The organism is Pseudomonas sp. SAS7 (genome assembly GCF_052112345.1).
Taxonomy (GTDB): Bacteria; Pseudomonadota; Gammaproteobacteria; order Pseudomonadales; family Pseudomonadaceae; genus Aquipseudomonas; species Aquipseudomonas putida_Q.
The window spans coordinates 39,980-62,920 of record NZ_JBEGGO010000016.1; the positions used below are offsets into that span (position 1 = coordinate 39,980).

General features: G+C 62.6%; 23 protein-coding genes and 1 riboswitch. Of the genes, 14 read left to right on the forward strand and 9 right to left on the reverse strand.

What is annotated here, in order from left to right; translation table 11 throughout:
* Positions 1–39: 39 nt before the first annotated feature.
* On the reverse strand, positions 40–3,435 hold the full coding sequence (locus tag ABI582_RS22710) for an Ig-like domain-containing protein (protein ID WP_442120328.1): 3,396 nt from the start codon (positions 3,433–3,435) through the stop codon (positions 40–42).
* A gap of 250 nt (positions 3,436–3,685) precedes the next feature.
* Positions 3,686–3,800, forward strand: a riboswitch (TPP riboswitch).
* A gap of 78 nt (positions 3,801–3,878) precedes the next feature.
* Between ABI582_RS22710 and ABI582_RS22715 the strand changes: the two genes are divergently transcribed.
* The 5 genes from ABI582_RS22715 (at position 3,879) to codA (ending at position 9,276) form a co-directional block, all read left to right on the forward strand.
* Complete coding sequence (locus ABI582_RS22715) at positions 3,879–4,526, forward strand: TenA family protein (RefSeq protein WP_442120329.1); 648 nt, start codon at positions 3,879–3,881, stop codon at positions 4,524–4,526.
* Entirely contained in the window at positions 4,523–5,188 is a 666-nt protein-coding gene (gene tenA, locus ABI582_RS22720; protein ID WP_338744020.1) for a thiaminase II, read from the forward strand. The genes ABI582_RS22715 and tenA overlap by 4 nt, the downstream gene beginning before the upstream one ends.
* A 362-nt stretch (positions 5,189–5,550) precedes the next feature.
* On the forward strand, positions 5,551–6,816 hold the full coding sequence (codB, locus tag ABI582_RS22725) for a cytosine permease (protein WP_258651363.1): 1,266 nt from the start codon (positions 5,551–5,553) through the stop codon (positions 6,814–6,816).
* Positions 6,813–8,030 (forward strand): PucR family transcriptional regulator, encoded by a 1,218-nt coding sequence (locus ABI582_RS22730; RefSeq protein WP_442120330.1) that lies wholly within the window; start codon positions 6,813–6,815, stop codon positions 8,028–8,030. Before codB ends, ABI582_RS22730 begins: the two co-directional genes overlap by 4 nt.
* Before the next feature lie 4 nt (positions 8,031–8,034).
* The gene (codA, locus tag ABI582_RS22735; RefSeq protein ID WP_442120331.1) at positions 8,035–9,276 is read left to right on the forward strand and encodes a cytosine deaminase; all 1,242 of its coding nucleotides are present in this window, start codon (positions 8,035–8,037) and stop codon (positions 9,274–9,276) included.
* A 13-nt stretch (positions 9,277–9,289) separates the two neighbouring features.
* Here codA and ABI582_RS22740 read toward each other — a convergent pair whose 3' ends face one another.
* The 3 genes from ABI582_RS22740 to ABI582_RS22750 all read right to left on the reverse strand — a co-directional run bounded on the left by ABI582_RS22740 (position 9,290) and on the right by ABI582_RS22750 (position 11,945).
* Positions 9,290–10,237, reverse strand: a complete 948-nt coding sequence (locus ABI582_RS22740) for an ornithine cyclodeaminase family protein (protein WP_442120332.1) — start codon at positions 10,235–10,237, stop codon at positions 9,290–9,292.
* Complete coding sequence (locus tag ABI582_RS22745) at positions 10,234–11,235, reverse strand: threonine/serine dehydratase (protein ID WP_442120333.1); 1,002 nt, start codon at positions 11,233–11,235, stop codon at positions 10,234–10,236. The genes ABI582_RS22740 and ABI582_RS22745 overlap by 4 nt, the downstream gene beginning before the upstream one ends.
* Positions 11,236–11,339: 104 nt before the next feature.
* On the reverse strand, positions 11,340–11,945 hold the full coding sequence (locus tag ABI582_RS22750) for a helix-turn-helix transcriptional regulator (protein WP_442120334.1): 606 nt from the start codon (positions 11,943–11,945) through the stop codon (positions 11,340–11,342).
* A 239-nt stretch (positions 11,946–12,184) separates the two neighbouring features.
* Here ABI582_RS22750 and ABI582_RS22755 point away from each other — a divergent pair, with 239 nt between their 5' ends.
* On the forward strand, positions 12,185–13,171 hold the full coding sequence (locus tag ABI582_RS22755) for a DNA-binding protein (protein ID WP_442120335.1): 987 nt from the start codon (positions 12,185–12,187) through the stop codon (positions 13,169–13,171).
* A gap of 55 nt (positions 13,172–13,226) precedes the next feature.
* A complete protein-coding gene (locus tag ABI582_RS22760) occupies positions 13,227–13,391 on the forward strand; it encodes a DUF6021 family protein (protein ID WP_258911908.1) in 165 nt (54 codons plus the stop codon).
* A 95-nt stretch (positions 13,392–13,486) separates the two neighbouring features.
* On the opposite strand, the gene ABI582_RS22765 is transcribed toward ABI582_RS22760, so the two are convergent.
* Positions 13,487–13,738, reverse strand: a complete 252-nt coding sequence (locus tag ABI582_RS22765) for a hypothetical protein (protein WP_063424211.1) — start codon at positions 13,736–13,738, stop codon at positions 13,487–13,489.
* An 8-nt stretch (positions 13,739–13,746) separates the two neighbouring features.
* A complete protein-coding gene (locus ABI582_RS22770; RefSeq protein ID WP_338744012.1) occupies positions 13,747–14,247 on the reverse strand; it encodes a DUF4142 domain-containing protein in 501 nt (166 codons plus the stop codon).
* A 151-nt stretch (positions 14,248–14,398) separates the two neighbouring features.
* Between ABI582_RS22770 and ABI582_RS22775 the strand changes: the two genes are divergently transcribed.
* Positions 14,399–15,967, forward strand: coding sequence for a sensor domain-containing diguanylate cyclase (locus ABI582_RS22775; protein WP_442120336.1), 1,569 nt, complete (start codon positions 14,399–14,401; stop codon positions 15,965–15,967).
* A gap of 22 nt (positions 15,968–15,989) precedes the next feature.
* Here the strand turns inward: ABI582_RS22775 and ABI582_RS22780 are convergent, their stop codons facing one another.
* Complete coding sequence (locus ABI582_RS22780; protein WP_442120337.1) at positions 15,990–16,499, reverse strand: GNAT family N-acetyltransferase; 510 nt, start codon at positions 16,497–16,499, stop codon at positions 15,990–15,992.
* Positions 16,500–16,516: 17 nt separating this feature from the next.
* The gene (locus ABI582_RS22785; protein ID WP_258911905.1) at positions 16,517–17,230 is read right to left on the reverse strand and encodes an MgtC/SapB family protein; all 714 of its coding nucleotides are present in this window, start codon (positions 17,228–17,230) and stop codon (positions 16,517–16,519) included.
* A 397-nt stretch (positions 17,231–17,627) separates the two neighbouring features.
* Here ABI582_RS22785 and ABI582_RS22790 point away from each other — a divergent pair, with 397 nt between their 5' ends.
* The gene (locus tag ABI582_RS22790; RefSeq protein ID WP_442120338.1) at positions 17,628–18,095 is read left to right on the forward strand and encodes a beta-carotene hydroxylase; all 468 of its coding nucleotides are present in this window, start codon (positions 17,628–17,630) and stop codon (positions 18,093–18,095) included.
* Positions 18,096–18,113: 18 nt separating this feature from the next.
* On the opposite strand, the gene ABI582_RS22795 is transcribed toward ABI582_RS22790, so the two are convergent.
* A complete protein-coding gene (locus tag ABI582_RS22795; protein WP_063424216.1) occupies positions 18,114–19,007 on the reverse strand; it encodes a bile acid:sodium symporter family protein in 894 nt (297 codons plus the stop codon).
* 183 nt (positions 19,008–19,190) lie between these two features.
* Between ABI582_RS22795 and ABI582_RS22800 the strand changes: the two genes are divergently transcribed.
* The 5 genes from ABI582_RS22800 to ABI582_RS22820 all read left to right on the forward strand — a co-directional run bounded on the left by ABI582_RS22800 (position 19,191) and on the right by ABI582_RS22820 (position 22,925).
* Positions 19,191–20,054: a Dyp-type peroxidase gene (locus tag ABI582_RS22800; RefSeq protein WP_442120339.1), complete on the forward strand. Its 864-nt coding sequence runs from the start codon at positions 19,191–19,193 to the stop codon at positions 20,052–20,054.
* A gap of 89 nt (positions 20,055–20,143) precedes the next feature.
* Positions 20,144–21,055, forward strand: coding sequence for an aldo/keto reductase (locus tag ABI582_RS22805; protein ID WP_442120340.1), 912 nt, complete (start codon positions 20,144–20,146; stop codon positions 21,053–21,055).
* 4 nt (positions 21,056–21,059) lie between these two features.
* A complete protein-coding gene (locus tag ABI582_RS22810; protein WP_442120341.1) occupies positions 21,060–22,343 on the forward strand; it encodes an NTP/NDP exchange transporter in 1,284 nt (427 codons plus the stop codon).
* 147 nt (positions 22,344–22,490) lie between these two features.
* The gene (locus ABI582_RS22815) at positions 22,491–22,667 is read left to right on the forward strand and encodes a general stress protein (RefSeq protein ID WP_258651335.1); all 177 of its coding nucleotides are present in this window, start codon (positions 22,491–22,493) and stop codon (positions 22,665–22,667) included.
* Between the two features lie 60 nt (positions 22,668–22,727).
* Positions 22,728–22,925 carry a hypothetical protein gene (locus tag ABI582_RS22820; RefSeq protein WP_258911901.1) on the forward strand — a complete coding sequence of 66 codons (198 nt, stop codon included), beginning with the start codon at positions 22,728–22,730 and terminating at the stop codon, positions 22,923–22,925.
* Positions 22,926–22,941: the final 16 nt, after the last annotated feature.

Consider the following 22,941-nt stretch of genomic DNA (forward strand, 5'->3'; position numbering starts at 1 on the left):
CAGAGCCGCAGCTGCGCGATTTCTGTGGGAGCGGTGCACTCACTGATATTTCACTGGCGCAGTCACCGTCTGGCCCAGCGCCGACTTCACCGTGACCGTCGCTGGTGTGGCCGGGCCAAAGCCGGTAGTGGTCACAGACACCCGCCAGCGGGCGCCCGTAGTTGCGGCCGTCAGCGTGGCGTTCCCCAGGCTTACCGGGCCGCCGGTGGTGGCCGCTGTCACGCTGATGCTGTTGCCCGTGGCCACCGTGGTGGTCCCTTGCACATCCCAGGTGAAGCGGTTGCCGCTGCGCACCTGCACCGTGGCACTGGTGACCTGGATCTGGTCGAGCGCTGCCGCTGCGGTTACGGCGATGCTGACCGTGGCCGGGGTTAGCGACTCGGCACCCTTGGCATCACGCGCCGTGTAGTTGAAGCTGGCAGTGAACGGCGTGGCGACCGTGGCGGGTGGGGTGTAGGTCACCGTGGTGCCGTCGGTGCTGACGGTACCCTGGCCGGAGTCTGGCTGGCTGAGGCCGGTCACGGTCAGCGGTACGTTGCCGTCCGGGTCGGTGTCGTTGGCCAGCACGTTCAGGGTGATCGGCTTGCCAGCGGTAGTGGCTGCACTGTCATTGGCCGCGACGGGTGGCTTGTTGGCCGGGTCGTCGTTGTCGTCATGGCCTTTGGTGCGGAAGGTCGGCAGGCCCACCGAAGCCATGTACTGCACGCCGTCCCATCCTGGCAGCGGGGTCGGCATCACCTGGAACTGCCCCGGGTGCTCGATGTCCCAGCGCAGCAGCATCGACGAGTCCTCGTGCTGGGTGTTGTGGCAGTGTTCCATGTAGGTACCGGCGAACTCGCGGAAGCGGATGGCCATTTCCACCTCTTCCGAAGAGTCGGCATCCGGGCCGATGCGGTACACATCTTTACGCGCCCATTTTTCCCACTCTGGTGGCGCCTTGCCGTCGCGGCTGAGAATCACGCCTTCTTCGAAGTGCACATGCACCGGATGGCTCCAGCCATTGCCGCCGTTGACGATTTTCCACACTTCCAGGGTGCCGTCGCCACTGAAACCACCGTCGGTGGACTGGTTGGCCAGTTGCGGCGCGGCACTGATGCGTCGCGGGTCCATGCTGTAGCCGAAGGCGCCGTCGGTCTTGATGGTCCAGGGCTTGGTGTCGGTACCGTCGGAGCGGCCAAAGATGAACTCGCGGTGGCGGGCATTCTTGATTTTGGCCAAATCGGCGGCCGAGTTGCGGTCAATTGGCAGCGGCAGCATTTTCAGGCCTGCGGCCTTGCCTGGCTTGGCTGGCTCATAGGCCACCGGGTCCATGCTCAGGTCCTGGCCGGTGTAAGGCTGTACCAGCAGTTGCAGGAACTTGCCGACTGCAGGGTCGCCTTTGTCCCACTGCGGGCCCTTGCTGGTCTGCTTGATCACCGCCTTGTATTTTTCCGACAGTACGTCGGCCAACGCAATGGTACCTTCCGGGCCTTTGCCGGTGCGGTGCTCCTCCAGGTTGACGAAGTACAGCTTGTCGCCCGCCTTGATGCCGTTCTTGGCAAAGTTGATGATGATGTCGTAGCGCTCGGCGATGCCTTGCAGCGGCAGGATGCCATTGTTGTCCTGCAGGCTGCCGTCGCCGTTGAGGTCCAGGGTGCCGTCGAATGGCACGGCGTGTTCCATGATGTTGCCGTCGTTGGCAATCATGTGGAACGGCACCCGCGCATATGAAAGGTTGGAACCGGACGGGCCTTTGAACTCACCGCTGGTACCGGCAATTTCCCGCACCACGGCAAACTTGAAGTAGCGCGATACCGAGCCGTTGAGGATACGGAAGCGGTAGCTGCGCGCGCGAACCTTGAGCTTGGGCTGGTACTGCCAGTTGACCAGAATCTGGTCGCCGAGGAAGCCATCGGTGTTGAACGGGTTGAACCACAGCTGGCCGTTGGCATCCCAGGCCTTGTCGGCAATCATCAGGTTAACATCATAGTCACGGTTGCCCCACGGCATGCCCGTGCCGCTGGGGAAACGCAGGTTTACGCCATCCTGCAGGGCCTCGTTACCGCGGTCCAGGGCGCTGTAGTAGTTCATCATCACGGCGTTGCCCTTGTAGACGTTCTGCGCCGTGAAATCCATCATGTGGTCGTGGAACCAGTGGGTGCTCATGGTTTCACGCCAGTCACCGCGGATCTTGATGCTGCCGTTCTGGCAGGTTTTCAGGCCCGGTGTGCCGTCGTTGACGAACAGGGTTTCACCCGGCGAGCAAGGGAAGGCCGCACGCGGATCCTGGGCACGGGTGTTGATGGTGTCGTAGCCGGCCAGTTGCACCGGCCACCGGTAGTCGTAGTACTGGCCGGGGAAGAAGTAAGCGTTGGCAAAACCATCGCTCTCAGCCGGGGAGTGGCCATTATGCTCGTGGGTCGAGATGGTGTGCAGGCCAAAGCCGCCGTTGGCAGAGGGGTCGATAGGCAAGGCGTTGTAATGGCGCATCAGGATCGGCTGACCGTAGCGCACCATCAGCAGCTTGGCCGGGAAGGTGCCGTCGAATGTCCACAGTGATTTATGGTTCTGCAAGGGCATGTTCGGGTGAAAGCGCGTGTCGATGCCCTTGGTGGTGCCCAGCGTGGTCGGGATGTCGGAGGTCTGGTAGTAAAGGCCGCCGGGTGCGAACTCGCCAACCGCATAGTTGTGCAGCTGTTTGCGGTCACGCAGGCCGAGGTTGATGCGCGCGCCGGCCTGCGCAGTCTTGAACGCCGCCTGCGGGTAGAACTCGTTCCAGCGCTGGTGCGACCAGCCTTTCCCTGGTGGCCGGCCTTCGGCAGGCGAACCGACCGGCTGGCGGTTGAGGAACATCTCGATCTGCGCCTTCCAGGGGTTGCGGTCCAGCACATTGGCGTACTGGGTCGGGAACGGGTACAGGCCGGGTTGCTTGAGGAACGCTTCAAGTGCCGTGCCGCTTGGCCCGCTGCGCGCCACTACGTTGGGGTCTTGCGCGGGGGCCGCGCCGAGGGTGGGGACCGGGAAGGTCAGCTCTGGCGCCGGCGTGGTCGGGTCGAGCTTCTCTGGTCCGAACTCTTCGAACAGCAGCAATTGCTGGGTAAAGGGCTGCGCGCCGAACAACGGGCTGGGTTTGCCGTTGGTGGGGTACCTGTCCGAGGTTTGGAGGGCGGGCGGCAGCACGTTGTCGATACGCACCGTATCGCGGTCGCCGTATGCGCCATTGATCAGTTCAAGCGAGCCCTGGTTGGCTTCGGGCAAGGTGTTCAGGTTGAGCAGGGCCGGGGCAGGGTCGTCCGGCTGGTTGGTATAGGCCGATGGGTCGGTCGGCGACGGTTGGCTGTTGTCATCCATGGGTGAGGCCATGGCCGTGATCAGTCCGAGGCTGACCATCAGCGCAGTGACGCAAGACAGCTGGAATGCGTGCCTTGTGGGGTGTATCACGGCAGGTGTTTTCATTGCCTTGTGCCTCGCTCGCGGCTGTATGGCTTAAAGCCATCAATGGCGTTTTGCCCGGTAAAAGGCCCTGAGCAACGGCTGTGCCAACAGATCTCTCAGTAATGCTTTGTTAAACAAATCCTTGTGGCGCCTGATGTGCGCATGATGACGGGGCGTCAAGAATGGGTATAAGTCCCCACTAGCGGGGGCCCAATGCCCACAGATTGGGTGGATTGGGGCGTGACACCCCCAGCGCGCTGGGGTATACCTGTTCGCCACCAAGGGGAGCCCGGTAAAGGGCTGAGAAACCGCTGAACGCTACAGCGCGGTGACCCTTCGAACCTGATCCGGATCATGCCGGCGAAGGGATGGGGCTTGTAACCTGCCTTTTTGCCGGCCTCACTGCGAGGCCCGTCCATGTCAACTGCCAAGGTCTCGCTGTCACCTTCATCAAGGACAGCAACATGACCGAACGTTTCAGCCAGTCCCTGCGCCGCCAAAGCGAGCCGACCTGGTCGGCGGCCGTTGGCCACCGTTTCGTGACCCAATTGTGCGACGGCAGCCTGCCGGACCCGATCATGGTCGACTACCTGGTGCAGGACCATCGCTTTCTCGACAGTTTCCTGACCTTGCTGGGTGCGGCCATTGCCACCGCCGATACGTTCGAGGCGCGCCTGCGCTTCGGCCGCTTTGCCGGAATGATTTCCAGCGATGAGAACACCTACTTCCTGCGTGCCTTCGAGGCCCTGGACGTGAGCCCCGCACAACGCAGCGCACCCGCCGATACCGTGCCAACCGCAGGGTTCAAGGCGATCATGCGTGAAGCGGCAGCGACCCGCTCCTATGCAGCGGCGCTGGCAGTGCTCAACGTTGCCGAAGGCCTTTACCTCGACTGGGCGCTCAAGGCACCCAAGCCGATGCCGGACAATTTTGTCCATGCCGAGTGGATCACCCTGCACGACAACCCGGCATTCCAGGCCTTTGTTGCCTTCCTGCAGTCTGAGCTGGACCGTGTCGGCCCGCAGGAAGCCGCACTTGCAAGCGATTTCTACCAGCGCACCGTTGCGCTGGAGCTGGCCTTCTTCGATGCCGTCTACCCGGAGGGCAAATGAGCATGGATATCTTCGAGCGCCTCAAGGCCGCAGCCACCCAACAGTGGCACAGCTACGTAGACCATGACTTCGTACGGCAGATGGGCGAGGGCACGCTGAGCGAGGAAGCGTTCCGCACTTACCTGGTACAGGATTACCTGTTCCTCATCCAGTTCGCCCGCGCCTGGGCACTGGCGGCCTACAAGAGCCGTCGCCCGGCCGATATCCGCGCGGCGCAGGCCGGGTTGGCGGCGATTCTGGATGAAACCGACCTGCACTTGCGCCTGTGCGCGCGCTGGGGGCTGACCCAGGCGGATATCGAGGCCGCGCCAGAGCACCAGGCCACGGTGGCATACACCCGTTACGTGCTGGACTGTGGCGCCGCCGGTGACCTGCTGGAGCTGCATGTGGCGCTGGCGCCTTGCGTGATCGGCTATGCGGAGATCGGCCGGGCCTTGGCCGAGCGCATTGGCGACTTGAGCAACCACCCGTACCGCGAGTGGATTGGTGAGTATGCCGGTGAAGGCTACCAGGGGGTGGCGGCCGCAGCGCGCAAGCACCTGGATGAGCTGGCAGCGCGGAGCATGACCGAGCAGCGGTTTGCCGAGTTGGTGGGGATCTTTGGCCAGGCATCCAGCCTGGAGGCGGACTTCTGGCAGATGGGCCTGGACGGGGTGGCGTAGCCCCCCCGGGGCCGCTTTGCGCCCCATCGCCGGCAAGCCGGGCTCCCACAGGTACGGTGCAACCCTTCAATCATTGCGCGGTCTCTGTGGGAGCCCGGCTTGCCGGCGATGGGCTGCGCAGCAGGCCCAAAGTGCTTGGTCGACTGGGTGATTCCTACCCAGCCCAAGCCCGCTTTGGTGCATGAATGCCTCAAAATAAGTCGTTCAGCACACTTCCACAGCGCATAAAAGCGACTTTACTGTTCACAGTGCACATTGATGTCTGGGCTGCCTGCCCGATTTGATTCCGGGTCCCGGCCCTAGAAAAAGCGGCCCGCATATTGCTCTTCCAGCTCCCAACTACCACCCGGAGCCCCCGTGCAATGAGCTCACCCAGCGAATTCCCCCTCAGCGAAGCCCCGCAGTCCGCCCGCAAGGGCCTGCTGCCGATTGCCATGGTCTTGTTCAGCTTTACCTTTTTCACCGGCACGATGTTCGCCGGCGGCAAGCTGGGCATGGCTTTCGATTTTGTCGACATGTTGTGGGTGGCCACCGTCGGCAACAGCCTGCTGGCGATGTATGCCGCAGCGTTGGCATTCATCGCTTCGCGCAGCGGGCTGAATACCGTACTGATGGGGCGTTTTTGTTTCGGTGAGGCAGGTAGCCGGCTCTCGGACTTTCTGCTGGGTTTCGCTGAACTGGGCTGGTACGCCTGGGGTACGGCCACGGTGGCCATCGTGCTGGTCAAGCTGTTGGGGTTGGCGGAAGGCTTCGGCGTACCGTTGATGGTGCTGTTCGGGCTGGGTTTCAGCATTACTGCCATCATCGGCTTCAAGGGGCTGGACGTGCTGTCGCGCGTGTCGGTGCCATTGATGTTCGTGCTGCTGTTGGTGTCGATGTACATCGCTACCCGCGATGCCGGTGGCTTTGCCGGCCTGGCTGCAGTAGTGCCGCACGAGACCATGACTTTTTCGGCAGCAGTGACCATGGTGTTCGGCACCTTCGCCAGTGGTGCCACCCAAGCCACCAACTGGACACGGCTGTCGCGTAGCGGCCGGGTGGCGGTGATCGCCAGCGTGGTGGCATTTTTGCTTGGCAACGGCCTGATGGTGGTGGCCGGTGCCTGGTGCGCGATGGTTTACCAGCAGGCCGATATTGTCGAAGTAATGATGCTGCAGGGCCTGTCGTTCGCGGCGGTGGTGATGCTGTGCCTGAACCTGTGGACCATTCAGGGGCCGACCATCTACAACGTGTCGGCGGCCGCCTGCCATTTGTTGCGCAGTGAGCGCCGGCGCACGGCAACGCTGGTGGCGGCCGGGGTTGGCATTGTGCTGGCGATTGGTGGCATGTACGAAATGCTGATCCCGTTCCTGGTGCTGCTGGGCTCGATCATTCCACCGGTGGGCGGGGTGATCATGGCTGACTTCTGGTATCGACACCGCGGCCAATACCCGGCACTGGGCACCGCAAGCCTGCCACGCTACAACCTCACCGGGCTGTTTGCCTATGCCGTGGGCGCAGTACTGGCGTACGCCTCGCCCTGGGTCGCTCCGCTGGTGGGTATAGGCGCCTCGGCCCTGTGCTACATCGTCATGCTCGAACTGGGCGCACGCCGCCGGGCGCCGGGCCAGGCGGGTGTGGAGCCGTGAGCCTGGCGCTGGACGAGATCCTGCATTTGCCTGGCCTGCACGAGATGCGTGTGCTGGCCGGGGCACGTAACCTTCAGCGTCGGGTGCGCTGGCCGTATGTGGCGGAAAACGAAGGCATCGCTGAATGGGTAATGGGCGGTGAACTGGTGTTCGTTACCGGTATCAACCACCCGCGCGGCGAGGCCAACCTGTTGAGCCTGCTGGAAGACGGCGACGCCGTGGGCATCGCCGGCATGGTGATCCTCACTGGCGGCAGTTTTATCCAGAGCGTCCCGGCGTCTGTCATCGCACGAGCCGAGCAACTTGGCCTGCCGCTGATCGAGCAGCCCTACGCGCTGAAGATGGTGGTGGTTACCCACCTGATCGGCACGGCGTTGGTGCAGATGAGCCAGGTACGCCGCGCGCGTCACGATATCCTTGGCCAACTGCTCACGGGCGACTACCCGAGCCTGGCCATTGCCCGGCAGCGCGCAACGCACCTGCAGCTGGCACTGGACGAGCCGCGTCGCTTGCTGGCTTTGCGCCTGGCGGGCGTGGACGGTTTGTTCGAGCGCCACGGGCTGGCCCACGGCGAGCGTACCTGGCAAGCTACCCGGCAGGCCCTGGAAGACCAGCTCGAAGCCTGGTGCCGCCAACGGCCAGGCAGCGTTACCGCGCAGCTGCCGGGTGATCTGTTCGTGGTGCTGCTGGCCGATACACACGACCTGCCCGAGACGTTGGCTGCGCTTTACCGGCAGCTGCAGGCCACAACGGGTGAACTGAGTTTGCACATGGGTCTGTCGAGCGTCGCCGACGATTGCGCGCACTATCGCCAGGCCCTCAACGAGGCTCGTCAGGCCTTGGACGTCGCGCAGCACCTGCGCCCAGCCAACGGCTATTGCAACTACAGCGAACTGGGCGTGCTGCGCCTGCTGCAAGGCATCGTCGACCGCTCGCTGATCGACGATTTCGTCAGCCGTACGCTCGGCCCGTTGATCGCCCCTGGCCGCAAGCAGGCCAATGCTCTGGTGCACACCCTCGATGCCTTGCTCATGGCAAACGGCAACGGGCTCAAGGCCGCACAGCGGCTAGGGCTGCACCGCAACACCATCAATCAGCGCATCCAGCGCATCGAACAACTGAGCGGGCAGTCCATTGATGACCCGCTTTTTCGCATGAATGCTTCGGTCGCCATGCTGGTATGGCGCATGAGCGAAGCCCACGGCAAGGAGTAACAGCATGAACATCATCAACGCACGGCTGCGCGGCAAGCCTGGCCTGTTCCGCATCGAACTGAACGGCGAGCGCATTGCCTCCATCGTGCCGCAGACCGAGGTGGTGGCGCCCGTTGCCGCCCATGACCTGGACGCAGGGCAAAACCTGGTGGTGGCGCCCTTTGTCGAACCGCATATCCACCTCGACGCCACACTGACTGCCGGCGAGCCCCGGTGGAACATGAGCGGTACCCTGTTCGAAGGCATCGAATGCTGGGCCGAGCGCAAGGAAATCACCACCCATGAAGACATCAAGGCACGCGCGAAAAAGACCATCGGCATGCTGGTGGACCACGGAATCCAGCATGTGCGTACCCACGTCGATGTGACCGACCCGAAACTCACCGCGCTCAAGGCAATGGTCGAAGTGCGTGACGAAGTACGCGAACTGGTCGACCTGCAGATTGTCGCCTTCCCGCAGGAGGGGATCGAGTCGTACGCCAACGGCCGGGCGCTGATGACCGAAGCGGTGGCCATCGGCGCCGATGTGGTCGGCGGCATTCCGCATTTCGAGAACACCCGCGACCAGGGGGTGTCGTCGGTGAAGTTCCTGATGGACCTGGCCGAGCGTACCGGTTGCCTGGTGGACGTGCACTGCGACGAGACCGATGACCCGCAATCACGTTTTCTTGAAGTGTTGGCCGAAGAGGCCCGGGCGCGCGGCATGGGTGCCCGGGTGACGGCCAGCCATACCGTGGCCATGGGCTCGTATGACAATGCCTACTGCTACAAGCTGTTCCGCCTGCTCAAGCTGTCGGGCATCAACTTCGTGTCGTGCCCGACCGAGAGCATTCACCTGCAAGGGCGTTTTGACAACTACCCCAAACGCCGTGGCGTCACCCGTGTTGCCGAGATCGACCGTGCCGGGATGAACGTGTGCTTTGGCCAGGATTCCATCGTCGACCCGTGGTACCCGTTGGGCAATGGCAACATCCTGCGCATTCTTGAAGCCGGCCTGCACATCTGCCACATGCTCGGCTACGAAGACCTGCAGCGTTGCCTTGACCTGATCACCGATAACAGCGCCCGTACCTTGAACCTGGGCGAGCGCTACGGCATCGAGGTGGGGCGGCCGGCGAACCTGTTGCTGTTGTCGGCGCCTGATGATTACGAAATGGTCCGTACCCAGGGGCATGCACTGGTGTCAGTACGCAATGGCAAGGTGCTGATGCAGCGTACGCCGGCGCAGGTGCAGCGTTTGCTCTGACTTCGCTATGGGCTCAGGTGCTCAGTGCAGCCAGGGCGCAGCTCGCCACTTGAGCATCCTGCACAGCCACGCCGGTCAGGTCTGCCAGGGTGATCTGGTCGTCGTGCTCGCGCCCTTTGGCGCGGCCGGTCAACAGCGTACCCAGCTCGATCAGCTGGTTCGCGTGTAGCTGACCGCTCTCGAGCGCGTGAGCCACTTCGCCGTACTGGCTGCACTGGGCGACCGAGTCGACGATGATGCGGTCTGCGCTGGCCACCAGTGCCGGGTCCAGCTCCTGCTTGCCGGGCGCATCGGCGCCGACGGCGGTGATATGCGTACCCGGTTGGACCCACTCGCTGTGCAGCAGCGCCTGGCGGGAAGGGGTGGTGCAGACAATCAGGTTTGCCGCGCCCGCGACCTCTGCCGCATCCCGTGTGGTGCGAACCTCAAAGCCCAGTTCACGGGCAAATGCTGCATAGGCCGCAAGCCCGTTTTCATGCCGGCCCCAGACAATGACCTGGCGGCAATCGGTAACGGCGCGCAGCTGTTCAAGCTGCATCTGCGCCTGCATGCCGGTGCCGAGGATGCCAATGGCCTTGACCTCGGCCGGTGCCAGCAGCCGGGCAGCGATACGCCCGGCCAGCGCGGTGCGCATGGCGGTCAGCCAGCCCTGGTCCTGCAGCAGTGCCAGCGGCTGCCCGGTGAGCGCCGAGAGCACCAGCATCAGGCCATCGTTGCTCGGCAGGCCCTTGGAAGGGTTGTCATAAAAACCGGTGGAAAGCTTGGCGGTGAAGGTAGGGCTGCCTTCGATGTAGGCCGATTTCACGCAGCAGTCACCGTTCGCCGCGTGAAATGCGAAGGCCTGCACGGGCGGTACCTGGACCTTGCCGTTGGAGTAGGCGATGAAGCCTTCTTCCAGCAGGCTAACCGCCAGCTCCGGGTTGAAGCTGGCGGTGATCTGCGCCTTGCTGAAGACTTTCATTGCACGGCCTCGAGGAATTTTTCCAGCACGATGTTACGGCCGCACAGGATCACTGCGACACGCTTGCCCTGATAGCGCTCGGCGAGCTTTTGCATGCCGGCGACCGCAACCGCTGCAGCGCCTTCGATGATCCAGCGTTCATTGCTGGCGATATCGCGCATGGCGGCGCGAATTTCGTCTTCGCTGACCAGTACGGTATCGGTGAGCAACGCCTGGCACAGTGGCAAGGTGATGGCGCCGGGCTCGACGCCGCCAGCTGTGCCGTCCGACAGCGTTTCGCGGGCGTCCACCTCGACAATCTCTCCGGCCTTGAGGGATTGCTCCAGTGCAGGGTCATTCGCCGGCCAGCAGCCGATTATCTCGGTACCCGGCTTGAGTACGCGCAGGGCGGCAGCGATGCCGGCAATCATCCCACCACCGCCCACGGCGACAAACACCGCGTCCAGGTCGGGTGCCTGCTCGAACAACTCCATGCCGATGGTGCCCTGGCCGGCAATGACTTGCAGGTCGTTGTAGGGGGACACGAACGGTACACCCTGAGCCTTGGCTTGCCTGGCTGCCTCCAGCTCTGCACTTAGCGGGTCCGTGGGCAGGCAAAGCACTTCGGCGCCCAGCGCACGCATCGCCTGCAGTTTGTATGGCGAGGCGGAGATGGCGGTGTAGACAGTCACTGGCACGCCAGCCGTTTTGCCGGCCAGTGCAAGTGCCTGCCCGTGGTTGCCGGAAGAGGCAGCGATTACCCCGCGCTTGCGTGCTTCGGTCGGTAGCAGGCGGATCTTGTTGCTGGCGCCACGGAACTTGAATGACCCCGTGTGCTGCAGGTGTTCGCATTTCAGCAAGACTTCGCAGCCGCTCAATGCCGACAACCGGGCGCTGTAGGTGAGCGGTGTAATGCTGACGGCTGGGCGCAGTGCGCTGTGTGCTTCCTTGATGGATTCGTACAGTGCATCGAGGTAAGGGCTGTCGGCAAAGGTCGGGGAAGCTGTAAAGACTGGCATGCTGCGCTCCGCATATGGAATATCTGTCTACGGTAGAATAATTATCCATGGTAGACAAGTGCGCGAGCAGAGCCGGTGGCGATGTTCTGTCGGTCAAGGGCGCGCTAGGTCTTCAGCTCTTTCAGGTACTTGTACACGGTGGCCCGGCCCATGCTCAGCACGTTGGCGACATAGTCAGCACCACTTCGCCCTTCGAACGCGCCTTCGGCGTGCAGTGCCTGCACGAGGCTGCGCTTGTCCTTCATCTGCAGTGTCTGCAGCGAAAGGTTGCGCGCTTGCAGCCACGCATGCAGGAAGGTGTTGATACGTTCCTGCCAGTCGTTGCGGAACAACGAGTCAGGTTGCGGTACCAGCCGGCCCATCTGGAAGAACGCATCGAGTGCCACACGGGCTTGTTCCAGTACCGACACGTTCAGATTGATGCACATCAGGTGCTCGGCTTCGCCCTCTGCGTTGCGCAGGACGGTACTGATAGACCGGACCTTCTGGCCGTTCCAGTTGAGCTTCTCGTACGGGCCCAGGTTGGCGCCGTCAAGCACATCGCCCAATTCGTGATCGATCGCCGAATCATCGCCCAGCTTGCGCTGGGAGAAGTTGTTGGCGATGTGCACTACCGTCTGGCTGCGCAGGTCATGGAGGATGACTTCGGCGTGCGGGTACAGCAGCAGGGCGATGCTGTCGGCGATTGCCTTGTAGTTTTGCAGGTTCATTTTCTGTCGGTGATCAGTGCTGGACGCCCATGGTGGCGGCAAAGCGTAACCGGCACAAGGTTGTGCGCCTGCAGGTTCCGTACGGCTGCCAACGTCGAAAACAACAGTATTTTACTTATCACATGCGATAAGCCGTGATTATTCCATGTCAGGAACTGTTTGCAGGAGCGATTGGATATCGCCATAATTAGTACGTAATTACATGGTACATAACACAGTACAAAATCGTAGGAGCAAGCATGGCCCGGGGCGGTATTAACAAGGTGGTAGTGCAGCAGGCGCGTCAGGCACTGATAGCCCGGGGCGAGAACCCCAGCATCGATGCCATACGTATCGAGCTGGGTAATACCGGCTCCAAGACCACCATTCACCGTTACCTGAAGGAGTTGAACGGCCAGCAGCCGGTGGCTTCCGAAGGCGGCGCGGCGCTGAGCGATGTGCTGAGCCGCCTGGTCGGGCAACTGGCAACCCAGTTGCAGGACGAGGCCGACCTGACGATCGAGCAGGCCGAAAGCACCTTCACTCAACAGCGGGAAACGCTTGAAGCGCAGCTGGAGATTGCCCAGCAGGCGCTGGCTGCAGCGCATCAGCAACACAAGATCGATGCAGCGGCATTGGCCGCCGAGACAGAAAAGCTGCTGTCCACACAAAGCACCCTGCAGGCCGAGCAGCTGCGCAGTGCCAGCCTCAACCAGTCACTGGGCGAAATGCAGGTGCGTCTGGCTGACAAGGACGAACAGGTCAAATCGCTGGAAGACAAGCATCGCCATGCCCGCGATGCTCTGGAGCACTACCGCAATGCCAGCCGTGAGCAGCGCGAGCAGGAGCAGCGCCGCCACGAAGCGCAGTTGCAGCACATGCAGGTGGAAGTGCGCCAGTTGCAGCAGGGCATGATCGTCAAGCAGGATGAACTGACCCGCCTGCACCGCGACAACGAGCGCTTGCTGGGCGAACACCGCCAGGCGGCCAGCGAGTGCCGGGCGCAGGACGAGTTGCTGGAACAACGCGATGCGCAGATCCAGGGCTTGCGCACGATCCTGGCCCAGGCTCAAGGCGCCAGCGAGGAAATGCGCCGTCAGCTGGATGTGCAGGCGCAGAGCCTGGAGGCCAGACGAGACCTGTGCACCGAACAAGCGCGGCAATTGCAGCGCTTTGAGGAACAGTTGAAGGACCGGGACGAGGCGCTGGCGCAATGTCGCGCACAGCTGGCACCCGTTGCAGATTAATCAAACTTTCCGTGGCTGGCGTGTTCTTCCTTTGACACTCACGGGAGAAAACGCCATGCATGATTCTGAGCCAGTACGCAAAGAGGGGCCTCACTCGACGGAGCAGGCGGATAAACCGGACGACCTTGGTTTCGACCCTGATTCCCCGGATGTCGACGACCCACAGGTGGACCCGCAAGGGCCGGCCAAGGCGCCCAGAGACATTGAAAAGGACAGGTGAGTGCGGCTATGCCCAGCGCTCCAACGGCGCCCTGCTAGCTCACTGAGCTAGCAGGTTTACCGTAAGAGCAGCCTTATGGCCCGACGGGCGAGTATTCAGGCTTCGGCTTTGCGCGCTGCTTCGACCCCCGACGCCGACAGCTTGATCGGGTAGTGCACGCTGATCTGGTGGTCACTACCCACTACCACGCTGCCGTCGTGGATCAGGCCGGCTTCCTGCAATGTCTTCAGCATGCCGGCCACAGCTTTCTCACCGCGGTAGTTGTCCAGCACTTCCTTGCCCAGCCCTTCAGGGTGCGCATGCAGCAGGCGGGTAAGCACTTCGGTTTTCAATGCATCGTTACTCATGGCGGGCCTCACTTGGCGTGCTTGGCCTGAAGCGCCTTGGCATGCTCCAGGTGCTGTTCGAGTTTGGGCAGGGTTTCGCTGGCAAAGGCCTTCAGCTCGGCCTTGTCGGACGATGCAGCCTCTTTCTTGAACAGTTCCACCGCTTTTTCGTGAGCGTCGACCTGGTTGTTGAGGTACGACTTGTCGAACGATTCATCACGCCATTCCAGGATCATTTTCTTGACCTTGTCGGTCATGGCTGCCTCGTCCGGAACGGAAATGTCCAGCTTGCGGGCAATGTCGCCGAGTTTCTGGTTGGCCTGGGTGTGGTCAGTGATCATTTGCTGGGCGAAGGTCTTGATCTCGGCATTCTGGCTTTTTTCCTTGGCCAGGTTGCCGGTGACCACTTCAGCAATGCCGGCCTCGGTGGCCGCATCGACGAAGTCGTCGGAGCTCGCCGCCAGTGCGTGCACCGATGCCAGGCCCAACACCATGGAGAAACCAACGCGCTTGATGAAGAGATTGCTCATGCTTCACTCCTTAAACCGTGGCGCGACCTCAGTGTCGCGTACAGTTGAGGGTGAGGGTGAGGCAAAGGTTTAATCTTTTTCGCCGCCGGTTTGTCTGTACGACGCTGAACTATAGTGAAAGGCGGCGAACGCGGTATGGCCAGGGACTCCAATGTGCGCAGCCAGGAAACAGGATGACGAAGGACTTTTCGCGCTAACAGGCGAGGGCCGCGCCGTGGCGCTGTTCCGCCTGGTACTGGCGTTCATGTTGGTAGTGATGCTGGCATTTGTGCTGGTGGAAGGCTGGCGCATCTGGCGTGACTACCGATACGCCTACAGCAATGCCGAGAACATGGTCAGCAACCTGGCCCGGGCCACGGCGCAGCATGCCGAGGACGCTATCCGCCAGGTTGACGCCATTACCGCTGCCTTGGCCGAACGCCTGGAAGGCGACGGTTTCGAGCACATCGACCGGCCGCGCCTGCATGCCTTGCTGGTGCAGCACAAAAGCATCATGCCGCAACTGCACGGGCTGTTCGTTTACGGCCCGGACGGTAGCTGGATCGTTACCGATCAGCCGGCAATCCCGCCCAACGCCAATAACGCCGACCGCGACTACTTTGCTTACCATCGCAACCACACCGACCGGGGTGTACGTATCGGTTCGGTGGTACGCAGCCGTTCGACCGGCGATCTGATCATTCCTATTTCAAGGCGCCTGGAATATGCCGACGGCAGCTTCGCCGGTGTATTGCTGGGCACCATCAAAGTGGAATGGTTCGTGCGCTATTACGGCGACTTCAAGATCGACGAACGCGGTGCCCTGGTGCTGGCCAAGCGTGACGGGACCATCCTGGTACGGCGCCCGTTCGTGGCACAAGTGGTAGGCCGCAGCCTGGCCAATAGCGAGATCTTCCGTAATCACTTGCCGTATGCCGCAGAAGGTGTAGCCGAGGCGGTCGCGGTGATCGATGGCACGCCGCGGCTGTATGGCTATCGCGCGTTGTCCAGCTACCCGCTGGTAGTGGAGGCGGGCTTGTCGCGTGAATCGATCATCGCGCCCTGGCGGCATGATGCAATCAAATCGGTGGCGGTACTGTTGCTGTTACTGGTCGGGCTGGCCGCGTTCGCAGCTGTGGTGCTGCGCCAGTTGCGCGAGCGCATTGCCATAGAGCGAGCGCTGCTCCAGGCACATCAGACACTGAAAGCGCTGGCCTTGACCGACAGCCTGACCGGGCTGGGTAACCGACGCCGGCTGGATGCGGTGTTCGAATCAGAGCTGCGCCGGGCTCGCCGCCAAGGGTATTCGCTGGCGCTGGTCATGCTCGACCTGGATTACTTCAAACCCTATAACGACCACTACGGTCACCCCGCAGGCGACCAGTGCCTGCGGCGCTTTGCCGAGGTGCTGAAACAGGCCTTGAAGCGGCCGGCCGACCTGGCTGTGCGTTATGGTGGCGAGGAGTTCACGCTGTTGTTGCCCGACACCGATGGCCGTGGGGCAGAGGCGCTGGTGCAGGAGCTGCAGCAACTGTTACGCCGGCAGATGCTGGAGCATGCGGCCAGCCCGTTGGGACGGGTATCGTTCAGTGCGGGGATCGCAGTGGGCGACCTGGCGCGGGAGGGCGTGACTGCCGAGGCGCTGGTCGCGGCGGCAGATCGGGCGTTGTACCAGGCCAAACAGCTGGGGCGCGACAGGTATTGCGTGGCGGGGAGTGTGGTGCTGGGCGTGGATACGTGATCTGGCTTTGCGCCCCCAACGGCTAACGAGCAAGGCAGAGCCGCATTGCACATCGCCCTTGCAGACCGTGAGCGTGCTCACTGGCAAGAATGCCCCGGAGTCGTTCGCCCAGCAGCCCCTCATCGATAATTTCAAACCCGAACCGTGCATAAAACGGCGCATTCCAGGGCACATCGACAAAGGTGGTCAACGTCAGCTCGCGCACACCGGTGAAGCGCGCGGCATTTTCCACCTGCTGTAGCAATCGGCGCCCGACACCTTGCCCTTGCGCCTCATGGCGCACCGATATCTCATGAAGGTGCAGTGCCTGGCCCACAAGCCGGGCACATGCAAACCCCACAATGCGCCCAGCGGGATCCTCAGCCACCCAGCTACCACCCGCCTCGACGAAAGCCCTGTGTTCAGCGCAATCCATCACGTCACCCTCCGCCAGCCAGGCCAGTGCCGGCCAACCGACAAAAGCCTGGGCTGCGGAACGCTCGATGTCCGGCAGGGATTGAACATCGTGTTCAAGGGTAGGGCGGATAAGCATGAATCACTCCAGTCGTTCTAGTCCGCCGCCAACACCTGCGGCTGTAATTGCCAGCGTACCGAGCTTACCCCTTTTTCCAGGCTGACCCGGCTGACAAGCCGCTCCAGTTGCGCTGGTGCCTGTGCGGTGCCCAGCAGTTCGGCGCGCACTTCCAGGCGCGCAGGGCTGTCCAGGTCTTCGCTCTGCAGTGACTGCAAGCGCAGCTGCGGATCGCCCAGGCTATGCAGCATCAGGCTGCGCACCTGGATTTCGTCCTCGGCGCGGCAGACGATGCGCACTTCGAAGTGCTGTTCCACTTCGCTGGCCGGCACCACGTCCTGACGGTCCAGGCGCTGGGCGATGTCACGCAACAGGATATTGGCGCATAGCACCACCAGGCTACCCAATGCTGCCTCCAGCAACAGCCCCAAGCTGCACAGCACGCCGACCGCAGCCGTGCACCACAAGGTGGCCGCGGTGTTCAGGCCACGCACGTTGAAACCATCGCGCATGATCACACCGCCACCGAGAAAGCCGATGCCCGACACGACATAGGCGGCGACGCGCGACGCATCGGCAGGCGCCATGCCTGGCACCGCCTGGGTCATCAGCACGAACAGACAGGCACCGGTACTTACCAGCGCATTGGTGCGCAGCCCGGTCAGGCGTTGGCGCAATTGCCGTTCGGCACCGATCAGTGCTCCGAGTAGCAGGGCAATGCTGACGCGCAGCAGAAATACTTTCCAATCCATAGCAAACCTCTTCCGCAGGCACACGCCCGCATGAACGCCATCAGTTGGCGTGGTTGAAAAACCAGAAAAATGCGCAGGACCACGAGGAGGGGAGACGAAGCGGGGGTTACAGGAAACCACCGTCTTGCCAGAGCGGCCAGACAGTGCAGGACACTGCCGGGCTAGCGCGCCACGTGGGCCTGTCGCAAGCGACTGGGGCTACTGTCCAAGGCAGGTCTCCTGTTGAGGAAGGCAAAATTGCGTCGCGGACCATACGCCGCGCGGCAGAGCAGGTCAAGGGTGAAAACATGACAATGGCTTCATCCGTGAGTGGCCTGCAACCCGTCACGCCCGCATGGAAAAAAACCTGGGCAGCCGGTACCCTTGCGCCTCTCTTTGCCATCCACCGGACCGTTCCATGCTGTTCAATCTCGCCGTATTGTTCGGCACCCTGGTGGCTATGGAGGGCGTTGGCACGCTGGCTCACAAGTACATCATGCATGGCTGGGGCTGGTGGCTGCACCGCTCGCACCATGAGCCACACCTGGGCATGCTCGAAACCAACGACCTGTACCTGGTGGCGCTGGGGCTGATCGCCACAGCGCTGGTCGCCCTGGGCAAGAGTGGTTATGCCCCTTTGCAGTGGATTGGTGGCGGGGTGGCGGGGTACGGCATGTTGTATGTCGTGGCCCACGACGGCTTCTTTCACCGGCATTGGCCGCGCGCACCGCGGCCGGTCAACCGCTACCTCAAGCGCCTGCACCGTGCGCACCAGTTGCACCACGCGGTGAAGGGGCGCACGGGGAGTGTGTCGTTCGGGTTTTTCTATGCGCCGCCGTTGAAGGTGTTGAAGCAGCAATTGCGCAGGAAGCGCAGTGCGCAGTGACAACTTGATCGGGCCGCTTCAATTCACCGTTTCCCCTTTGGGCTCTGCCGCCACATGCCCGCGGCTGACCCACCAGCCAAACCCCGCCGCCGTGAAGAACATGATCAGGCTGTACAGCGCCGCTGGCACCGCCATGGTCGGGTTGTTCAGCAATGAAGGGCTCAGTGCCAAGGCAATCGCCAGCGTGCCGTTGTGAATACCAATCTCCATGCCGATGGCAATTGCCTGACGCTTGGGAATGTTCAACAGGCGCGGCACCCAGTAGCCCACGGCCAGGCTCAGCAGGTTGAACAACAGCGCAGCCAGGCCCACCACCGGAGCGTACTCGACCACAGTCTGCCAATCCTTGGCCAGCGCCAGGACAATGGTAAAGGCCAGGAACAGTGCCGCCACCAGTTTCATAGGCTTCTGCATGCGTGTGGCAAAAGCAGGGGCGTAACGGCGAATCAGCATACCCAGGGCGACCGGCAGCAGGACAATCGCAAATACCTGCAAGACCTTGGCAAACTGCAGTGGAATGGCCTGGTCCGAGGCCATGAACCAGCTCAGCGACAAGTTCACCAGCAACGGCATGGTCAAAATCGCGATCAGCGAGTTGACGGCCGTGAGGGTGATGTTCAACGCCACATCGCCATGGGCCAGATGGCTGAACAGGTTGGCCGTGGTGCCACCCGGCGAAGCGGCCAGCAGCATCAGCCCCACCGCCAGGGCCGACTCCAGGCCAAAGCCGTTGGCGATCAGGAAGCACACCAGCGGAAGCAGCAGAATCTGGCAGGCAAGGCCTACCACCACTGGCTTGGGGTACTTCACCACGCGAGCGAAGTCGGCCAGGGTCAGCGACAGCCCGAGGCCGAGCATGATGATGCCCAAGGCAAGCGGCAGAAAGGCGGTTAGCAAGGGCGAGGCAGTCATGGCAGTCTCTCGGGCGAAGGATCTCGAGCAGTGTAGGTTGAGCCTGATTGATAGCTAATTGCAAAGGGCCAGCTATTGGTAACCGTTTGTTACCAGCCGCGGTGATTGGAGAGGCTGCATGCCGCATTGCAGCAGGCCTGCAGGCGCAGTAGCATGCCGCTTTTATCCGAGGATTAGCCTGTCATGCCGTTCCAGAAAGGGCTGCTTGCCACCCCGGTGCCGGCCCATGCCCGTCACCTGTTTTTCACCCTGCAGTCGCCCGAGGCGCTGTTTGCCGCTCTGGACACCTTGCTGCCGCAGGTCGATGGCGACCAACTGATTCTGGGCGTCGGTGCCCCGCTGGCCAAGGCCCTGGGCCGCGAAGTACCAGGCCTGCGAGCTTTCCCGCTGCTGGATGCTGCCGTGGAGAACCCGAGTACCCAGCACGCCCTGTGGCTATGGCTGCGCGGTAACGAGCGCGGTGAGCTGTTGCTGCGTGCCCAGGCCCTGGAGCAGGCATTGGCACCGGCCTTGCGCCTGGCCGACAGTGTCGATGGCTTCCTGCACCGTGGTGGCCATGACCTGACGGGCTATGAAGACGGCACCGAAAACCCGGTGGATGAAGACGCCGTGCAGGCGGCCATTGCTGCCGATGGTTCCAGCTTTGCCGCGTTCCAGCTGTGGAAGCACGACCTGGAGTACTTCAAGTCGCTGTCCCAGGCTGACCAGGACAACATCATCGGCCGCCGCCTGAGCGATAACGAAGAGCTCGACGACGCCCCCGAGTCCGCGCACGTCAAGCGCACCGCCCAGGAAAGCTTTGAGCCGGAAGCGTTCATGGTCCGTCGCTCCGTTGCCTGGGCTGACCAGCGTGGCGCCGGCTTGGCCTTTGTTGCCCTGGGCCACAGCTTCGATGCGTTCGAAGTACAGCTGCGGCGCATGAGCGGCCTGGAGGACGGCATCATTGACGGCCTGTACCGCTTCAGCCGGCCACTGACCGGCGGCTATTACTGGTGCCCGCCGATGGGCGACACGGCTGTTGACCTGGGCCAATTGCTGCGGGCCTGATCACTAAACATTCAGATACAGAAACACCTGCCGGCATCGTATGAAGCGGCTAGCCTTGAAAGTTTCCGCTTCATGACGGGAGCTTTTCCATGTACGCACGTCGTGACGTCCTACGCGCAGGTGCCACGTTGGGGTTGCTGGCCGCTGCCAGCCCCTGGCTGCACGCCGCCGCCCCGGCGGGTTTGCTGACTCGCAAGATACCGTCCACCGGTGAAGCGCTGCCGGTGATCGGTGCCGGTACCTCTGGCAGTTTCGAGGTAGAACCCGACTCGGCCCAGTATCAGCAGTTGAAGGCGGTGCTCAAGGCGTTTTTCGAAGGGGGCGGCCGGGTGATCGACACGTCCCCCAACTACGGCGGTGCCGACAGCATTCTTGGCCAGTTGCTGGAAGAGGGCGGTTGGCACCGGCAATGCTTCATTGCCACCAAGATCGCCGCCGACAGCCGGGCCGACGCCGAAGCGCAATGGGCCGGTAGCCTGAAGAGCCTGCGTACCGACAAGGTCGACCTGCTGCAGATCCACAACCTGCGTGACTGGCAGACCCAACTGCCTTATGCACGCGAACTCAAGCAGCAGGGCCTGACCCGTTATGTGGGCATCACCCACTACCTGAACAGTGGGCAGAACGAAGTTGCCCGTATCGTGCGCAGCGAGCCGCTGGACTTCATCCAGATCAACTACTCGGTCAATGCCCCCGATGCCGCCCGCGAACTGCTGCCGCTGTGCCAGGACAAGGGCGTTGCGGTGCTGATCAACCGGGCCTTCGACGATGGTCGCCTGTTTGCCAAGGTCAAAGGCCAGGCGTTACCCGGCTGGGCCGCAGAGGCAGGCATTGGCAGCTGGGCGCAGCTGTTTCTCAAGTTCGCCATCAGCCACCCGGCGGTGACCACGGTAATCCCCGCCACCGGCCGCCCCGACCGCCAGCTCGACCAGCTCAAGGCCGGACAAGAACCCATGCTCACCCAGGCGCAGCAACAGGCGCTGATCAAGCAGTTTGGCTGACATCATGCAAGGCTGGCGGCGGCGCCTGGACCAAGGGCTGAACATTCAGCCCGGCGAGGGGCCAGCAGTAATCGCCGGCCTGCTGCTGTTCTACCTGCTGTTCACCGGCTACTTCATGCTGCGCCCGGTGCGAGAAACCATGGGCGTCGCCGGTGGGGTAGACAACCTGCAATGGCTATTCACCGGCACCTTCATCGCCACACTGGCCTGCCTGCCGCTATTTGGCTGGCTGGCGTCCAGGGTGCAGCGCAGGTATATCCTGCCTTGGACCTACGGTTTCTTTGCCAGCAACCTGTTGCTGTTCGCGGCGCTGTTTGCCGGCAACCCGGACGATCTCTGGACCGCCAGAGCCTTCTACATCTGGCTATCGGTTTTCAACCTGCTGACCATTTCACTGGCCTGGAGCGTGCTCGCCGACCTGTTTTCCACTGCGCAGGGCAAGCGCCTGTTCGGCCTACTGGCCGCCGGGGCCAGCCTGGGCGGGCTCAGTGGCCCGATCCTTGGCACCTTGCTGGTGGCCCCGCTGGGCCATTCCGGGCTGCTGGTGCTGGCGGCAGTGTTGCTGCTGGGCAGTATCGGTGCCGCGCTGTTCCTGCAACGCTGGCGACTGCGCCACCCACTACCAGAACAGGCCGAGCGGGCGGGCTCGCGGCCCTTGGGTGGCAACCCGTTTGCCGGCGCTACCGCCGTGCTGCGTTCCCCGTATCTGCTAGGCATCGCCCTGTTCGTGGTGTTGCTGGCCAGCGTCAGCACCTTCCTGTATTTCGAGCAGGCGCGCATCGTCAGTGAAACCTTCACCGATCGCACCCGGCAAACCCAGGTCTTCGGCCTGATCGACACGGTGGTGCAGGCTATGGCCATCCTCACTCAGGTATTCCTCACCGGGCGCCTGGCCCGGCGCTTGGGCGTGGGGGTGTTGCTGGTGGCGGTGCCGCTGGTAATGGCTGCAGGTTTCCTGTGGCTGGCACTGGCCCCGGTGTTCGCGGTTTTCGTGGTGGTGATGGTGGTGCGCCGGGCCGGCGAGTACGCGTTGGTGCGGCCAGGGCGGGAGATGCTGTTCACCGTGCTGCCCGCCGAGGACAAGTACAAGGCCAAGAACTTCATTGACACGGTGGTCTATCGAGGCGGCGATGCCCTCAGCGGCTGGATCAAGCGTGCGCTGGACGTAATGGGTGAGCACCCGCAACTGGCGATGCTGATCGGCGCCGTGATTGCCTTGGGCTGGGCTGCGACCGGCAGCTGGCTGGGCCGCCGCCAAGCCCATCTGGATAACCCGCCGCACGACTGACAGGCGCACCAAATATGGCGTTGCCGCTTATTTAATGCCACCGGTCCGAACCCTTCGCAATAAACCGAATCCCTCGATATCGCCGAACTCCCAACCTGTGTACGGCAGCCTGCCGTGCATCCCGAAGTCATACGAGGTTTGAACACCATGGCCACTAAAGACAACAGCCGTACCGGCAACCAACAAGGCAGCCAGGGCGGTAACAAGAACCCAGGCAACTTCGCCAATGATAAAGAAAAGGCTTCCGAAGCCGGACGCAAGGGCGGCCAGTCCTCTGGCAAGGACATGCCACACGAGTCGGGCCGCAAGGGCGGCCGCTCGTAATTGACCGACGCGCAGTGCCGGGGCTACCTGGCACTGCAATCAGCCAAAAGGGGATTACCCATGCGACTGACTCCACTCATCATCCTTATGGGCTCGCTGACTTTGGTCGGCGGCTGTTTCGACCGCGACAACGACCACCCGGGCAAGGATTCGGACCCAAGCAAGCCATCGCTGCAGATGCAGCAACCCGATACCAAACCGGCACCGCAGCCTGCACCCGATCCTGAACCGATGCCGGGGCAGAAACCGAGCCAGTAGGCCCACGAGGAGCACG

Coding starts and splice junctions, on each gene's coding strand:
- ABI582_RS22710 (WP_442120328.1), bottom strand. CDS start 3,435: ATGAAAACACCTGCCGTGATACACCCCACAAGGCACGCATTCCAGCTG.
- ABI582_RS22715 (WP_442120329.1), top strand. CDS start 3,879: ATGACCGAACGTTTCAGCCAGTCCCTGCGCCGCCAAAGCGAGCCGACC.
- tenA (WP_338744020.1), top strand. CDS start 4,523: ATGAGCATGGATATCTTCGAGCGCCTCAAGGCCGCAGCCACCCAACAG.
- codB (WP_258651363.1), top strand. CDS start 5,551: ATGAGCTCACCCAGCGAATTCCCCCTCAGCGAAGCCCCGCAGTCCGCC.
- codA (WP_442120331.1), top strand. CDS start 8,035: ATGAACATCATCAACGCACGGCTGCGCGGCAAGCCTGGCCTGTTCCGC.
- ABI582_RS22740 (WP_442120332.1), bottom strand. CDS start 10,237: ATGAAAGTCTTCAGCAAGGCGCAGATCACCGCCAGCTTCAACCCGGAG.
- ABI582_RS22745 (WP_442120333.1), bottom strand. CDS start 11,235: ATGCCAGTCTTTACAGCTTCCCCGACCTTTGCCGACAGCCCTTACCTC.
- ABI582_RS22750 (WP_442120334.1), bottom strand. CDS start 11,945: ATGAACCTGCAAAACTACAAGGCAATCGCCGACAGCATCGCCCTGCTG.
- ABI582_RS22755 (WP_442120335.1), top strand. CDS start 12,185: ATGGCCCGGGGCGGTATTAACAAGGTGGTAGTGCAGCAGGCGCGTCAG.
- ABI582_RS22760 (WP_258911908.1), top strand. CDS start 13,227: ATGCATGATTCTGAGCCAGTACGCAAAGAGGGGCCTCACTCGACGGAG.
- ABI582_RS22765 (WP_063424211.1), bottom strand. CDS start 13,738: ATGAGTAACGATGCATTGAAAACCGAAGTGCTTACCCGCCTGCTGCAT.
- ABI582_RS22770 (WP_338744012.1), bottom strand. CDS start 14,247: ATGAGCAATCTCTTCATCAAGCGCGTTGGTTTCTCCATGGTGTTGGGC.
- ABI582_RS22775 (WP_442120336.1), top strand. CDS start 14,399: ATGTGCGCAGCCAGGAAACAGGATGACGAAGGACTTTTCGCGCTAACA.
- ABI582_RS22780 (WP_442120337.1), bottom strand. CDS start 16,499: ATGCTTATCCGCCCTACCCTTGAACACGATGTTCAATCCCTGCCGGAC.
- ABI582_RS22785 (WP_258911905.1), bottom strand. CDS start 17,230: ATGGATTGGAAAGTATTTCTGCTGCGCGTCAGCATTGCCCTGCTACTC.
- ABI582_RS22790 (WP_442120338.1), top strand. CDS start 17,628: ATGCTGTTCAATCTCGCCGTATTGTTCGGCACCCTGGTGGCTATGGAG.
- ABI582_RS22795 (WP_063424216.1), bottom strand. CDS start 19,007: ATGACTGCCTCGCCCTTGCTAACCGCCTTTCTGCCGCTTGCCTTGGGC.
- ABI582_RS22800 (WP_442120339.1), top strand. CDS start 19,191: ATGCCGTTCCAGAAAGGGCTGCTTGCCACCCCGGTGCCGGCCCATGCC.
- ABI582_RS22805 (WP_442120340.1), top strand. CDS start 20,144: ATGTACGCACGTCGTGACGTCCTACGCGCAGGTGCCACGTTGGGGTTG.
- ABI582_RS22810 (WP_442120341.1), top strand. CDS start 21,060: ATGCAAGGCTGGCGGCGGCGCCTGGACCAAGGGCTGAACATTCAGCCC.
- ABI582_RS22815 (WP_258651335.1), top strand. CDS start 22,491: ATGGCCACTAAAGACAACAGCCGTACCGGCAACCAACAAGGCAGCCAG.
- ABI582_RS22820 (WP_258911901.1), top strand. CDS start 22,728: ATGCGACTGACTCCACTCATCATCCTTATGGGCTCGCTGACTTTGGTC.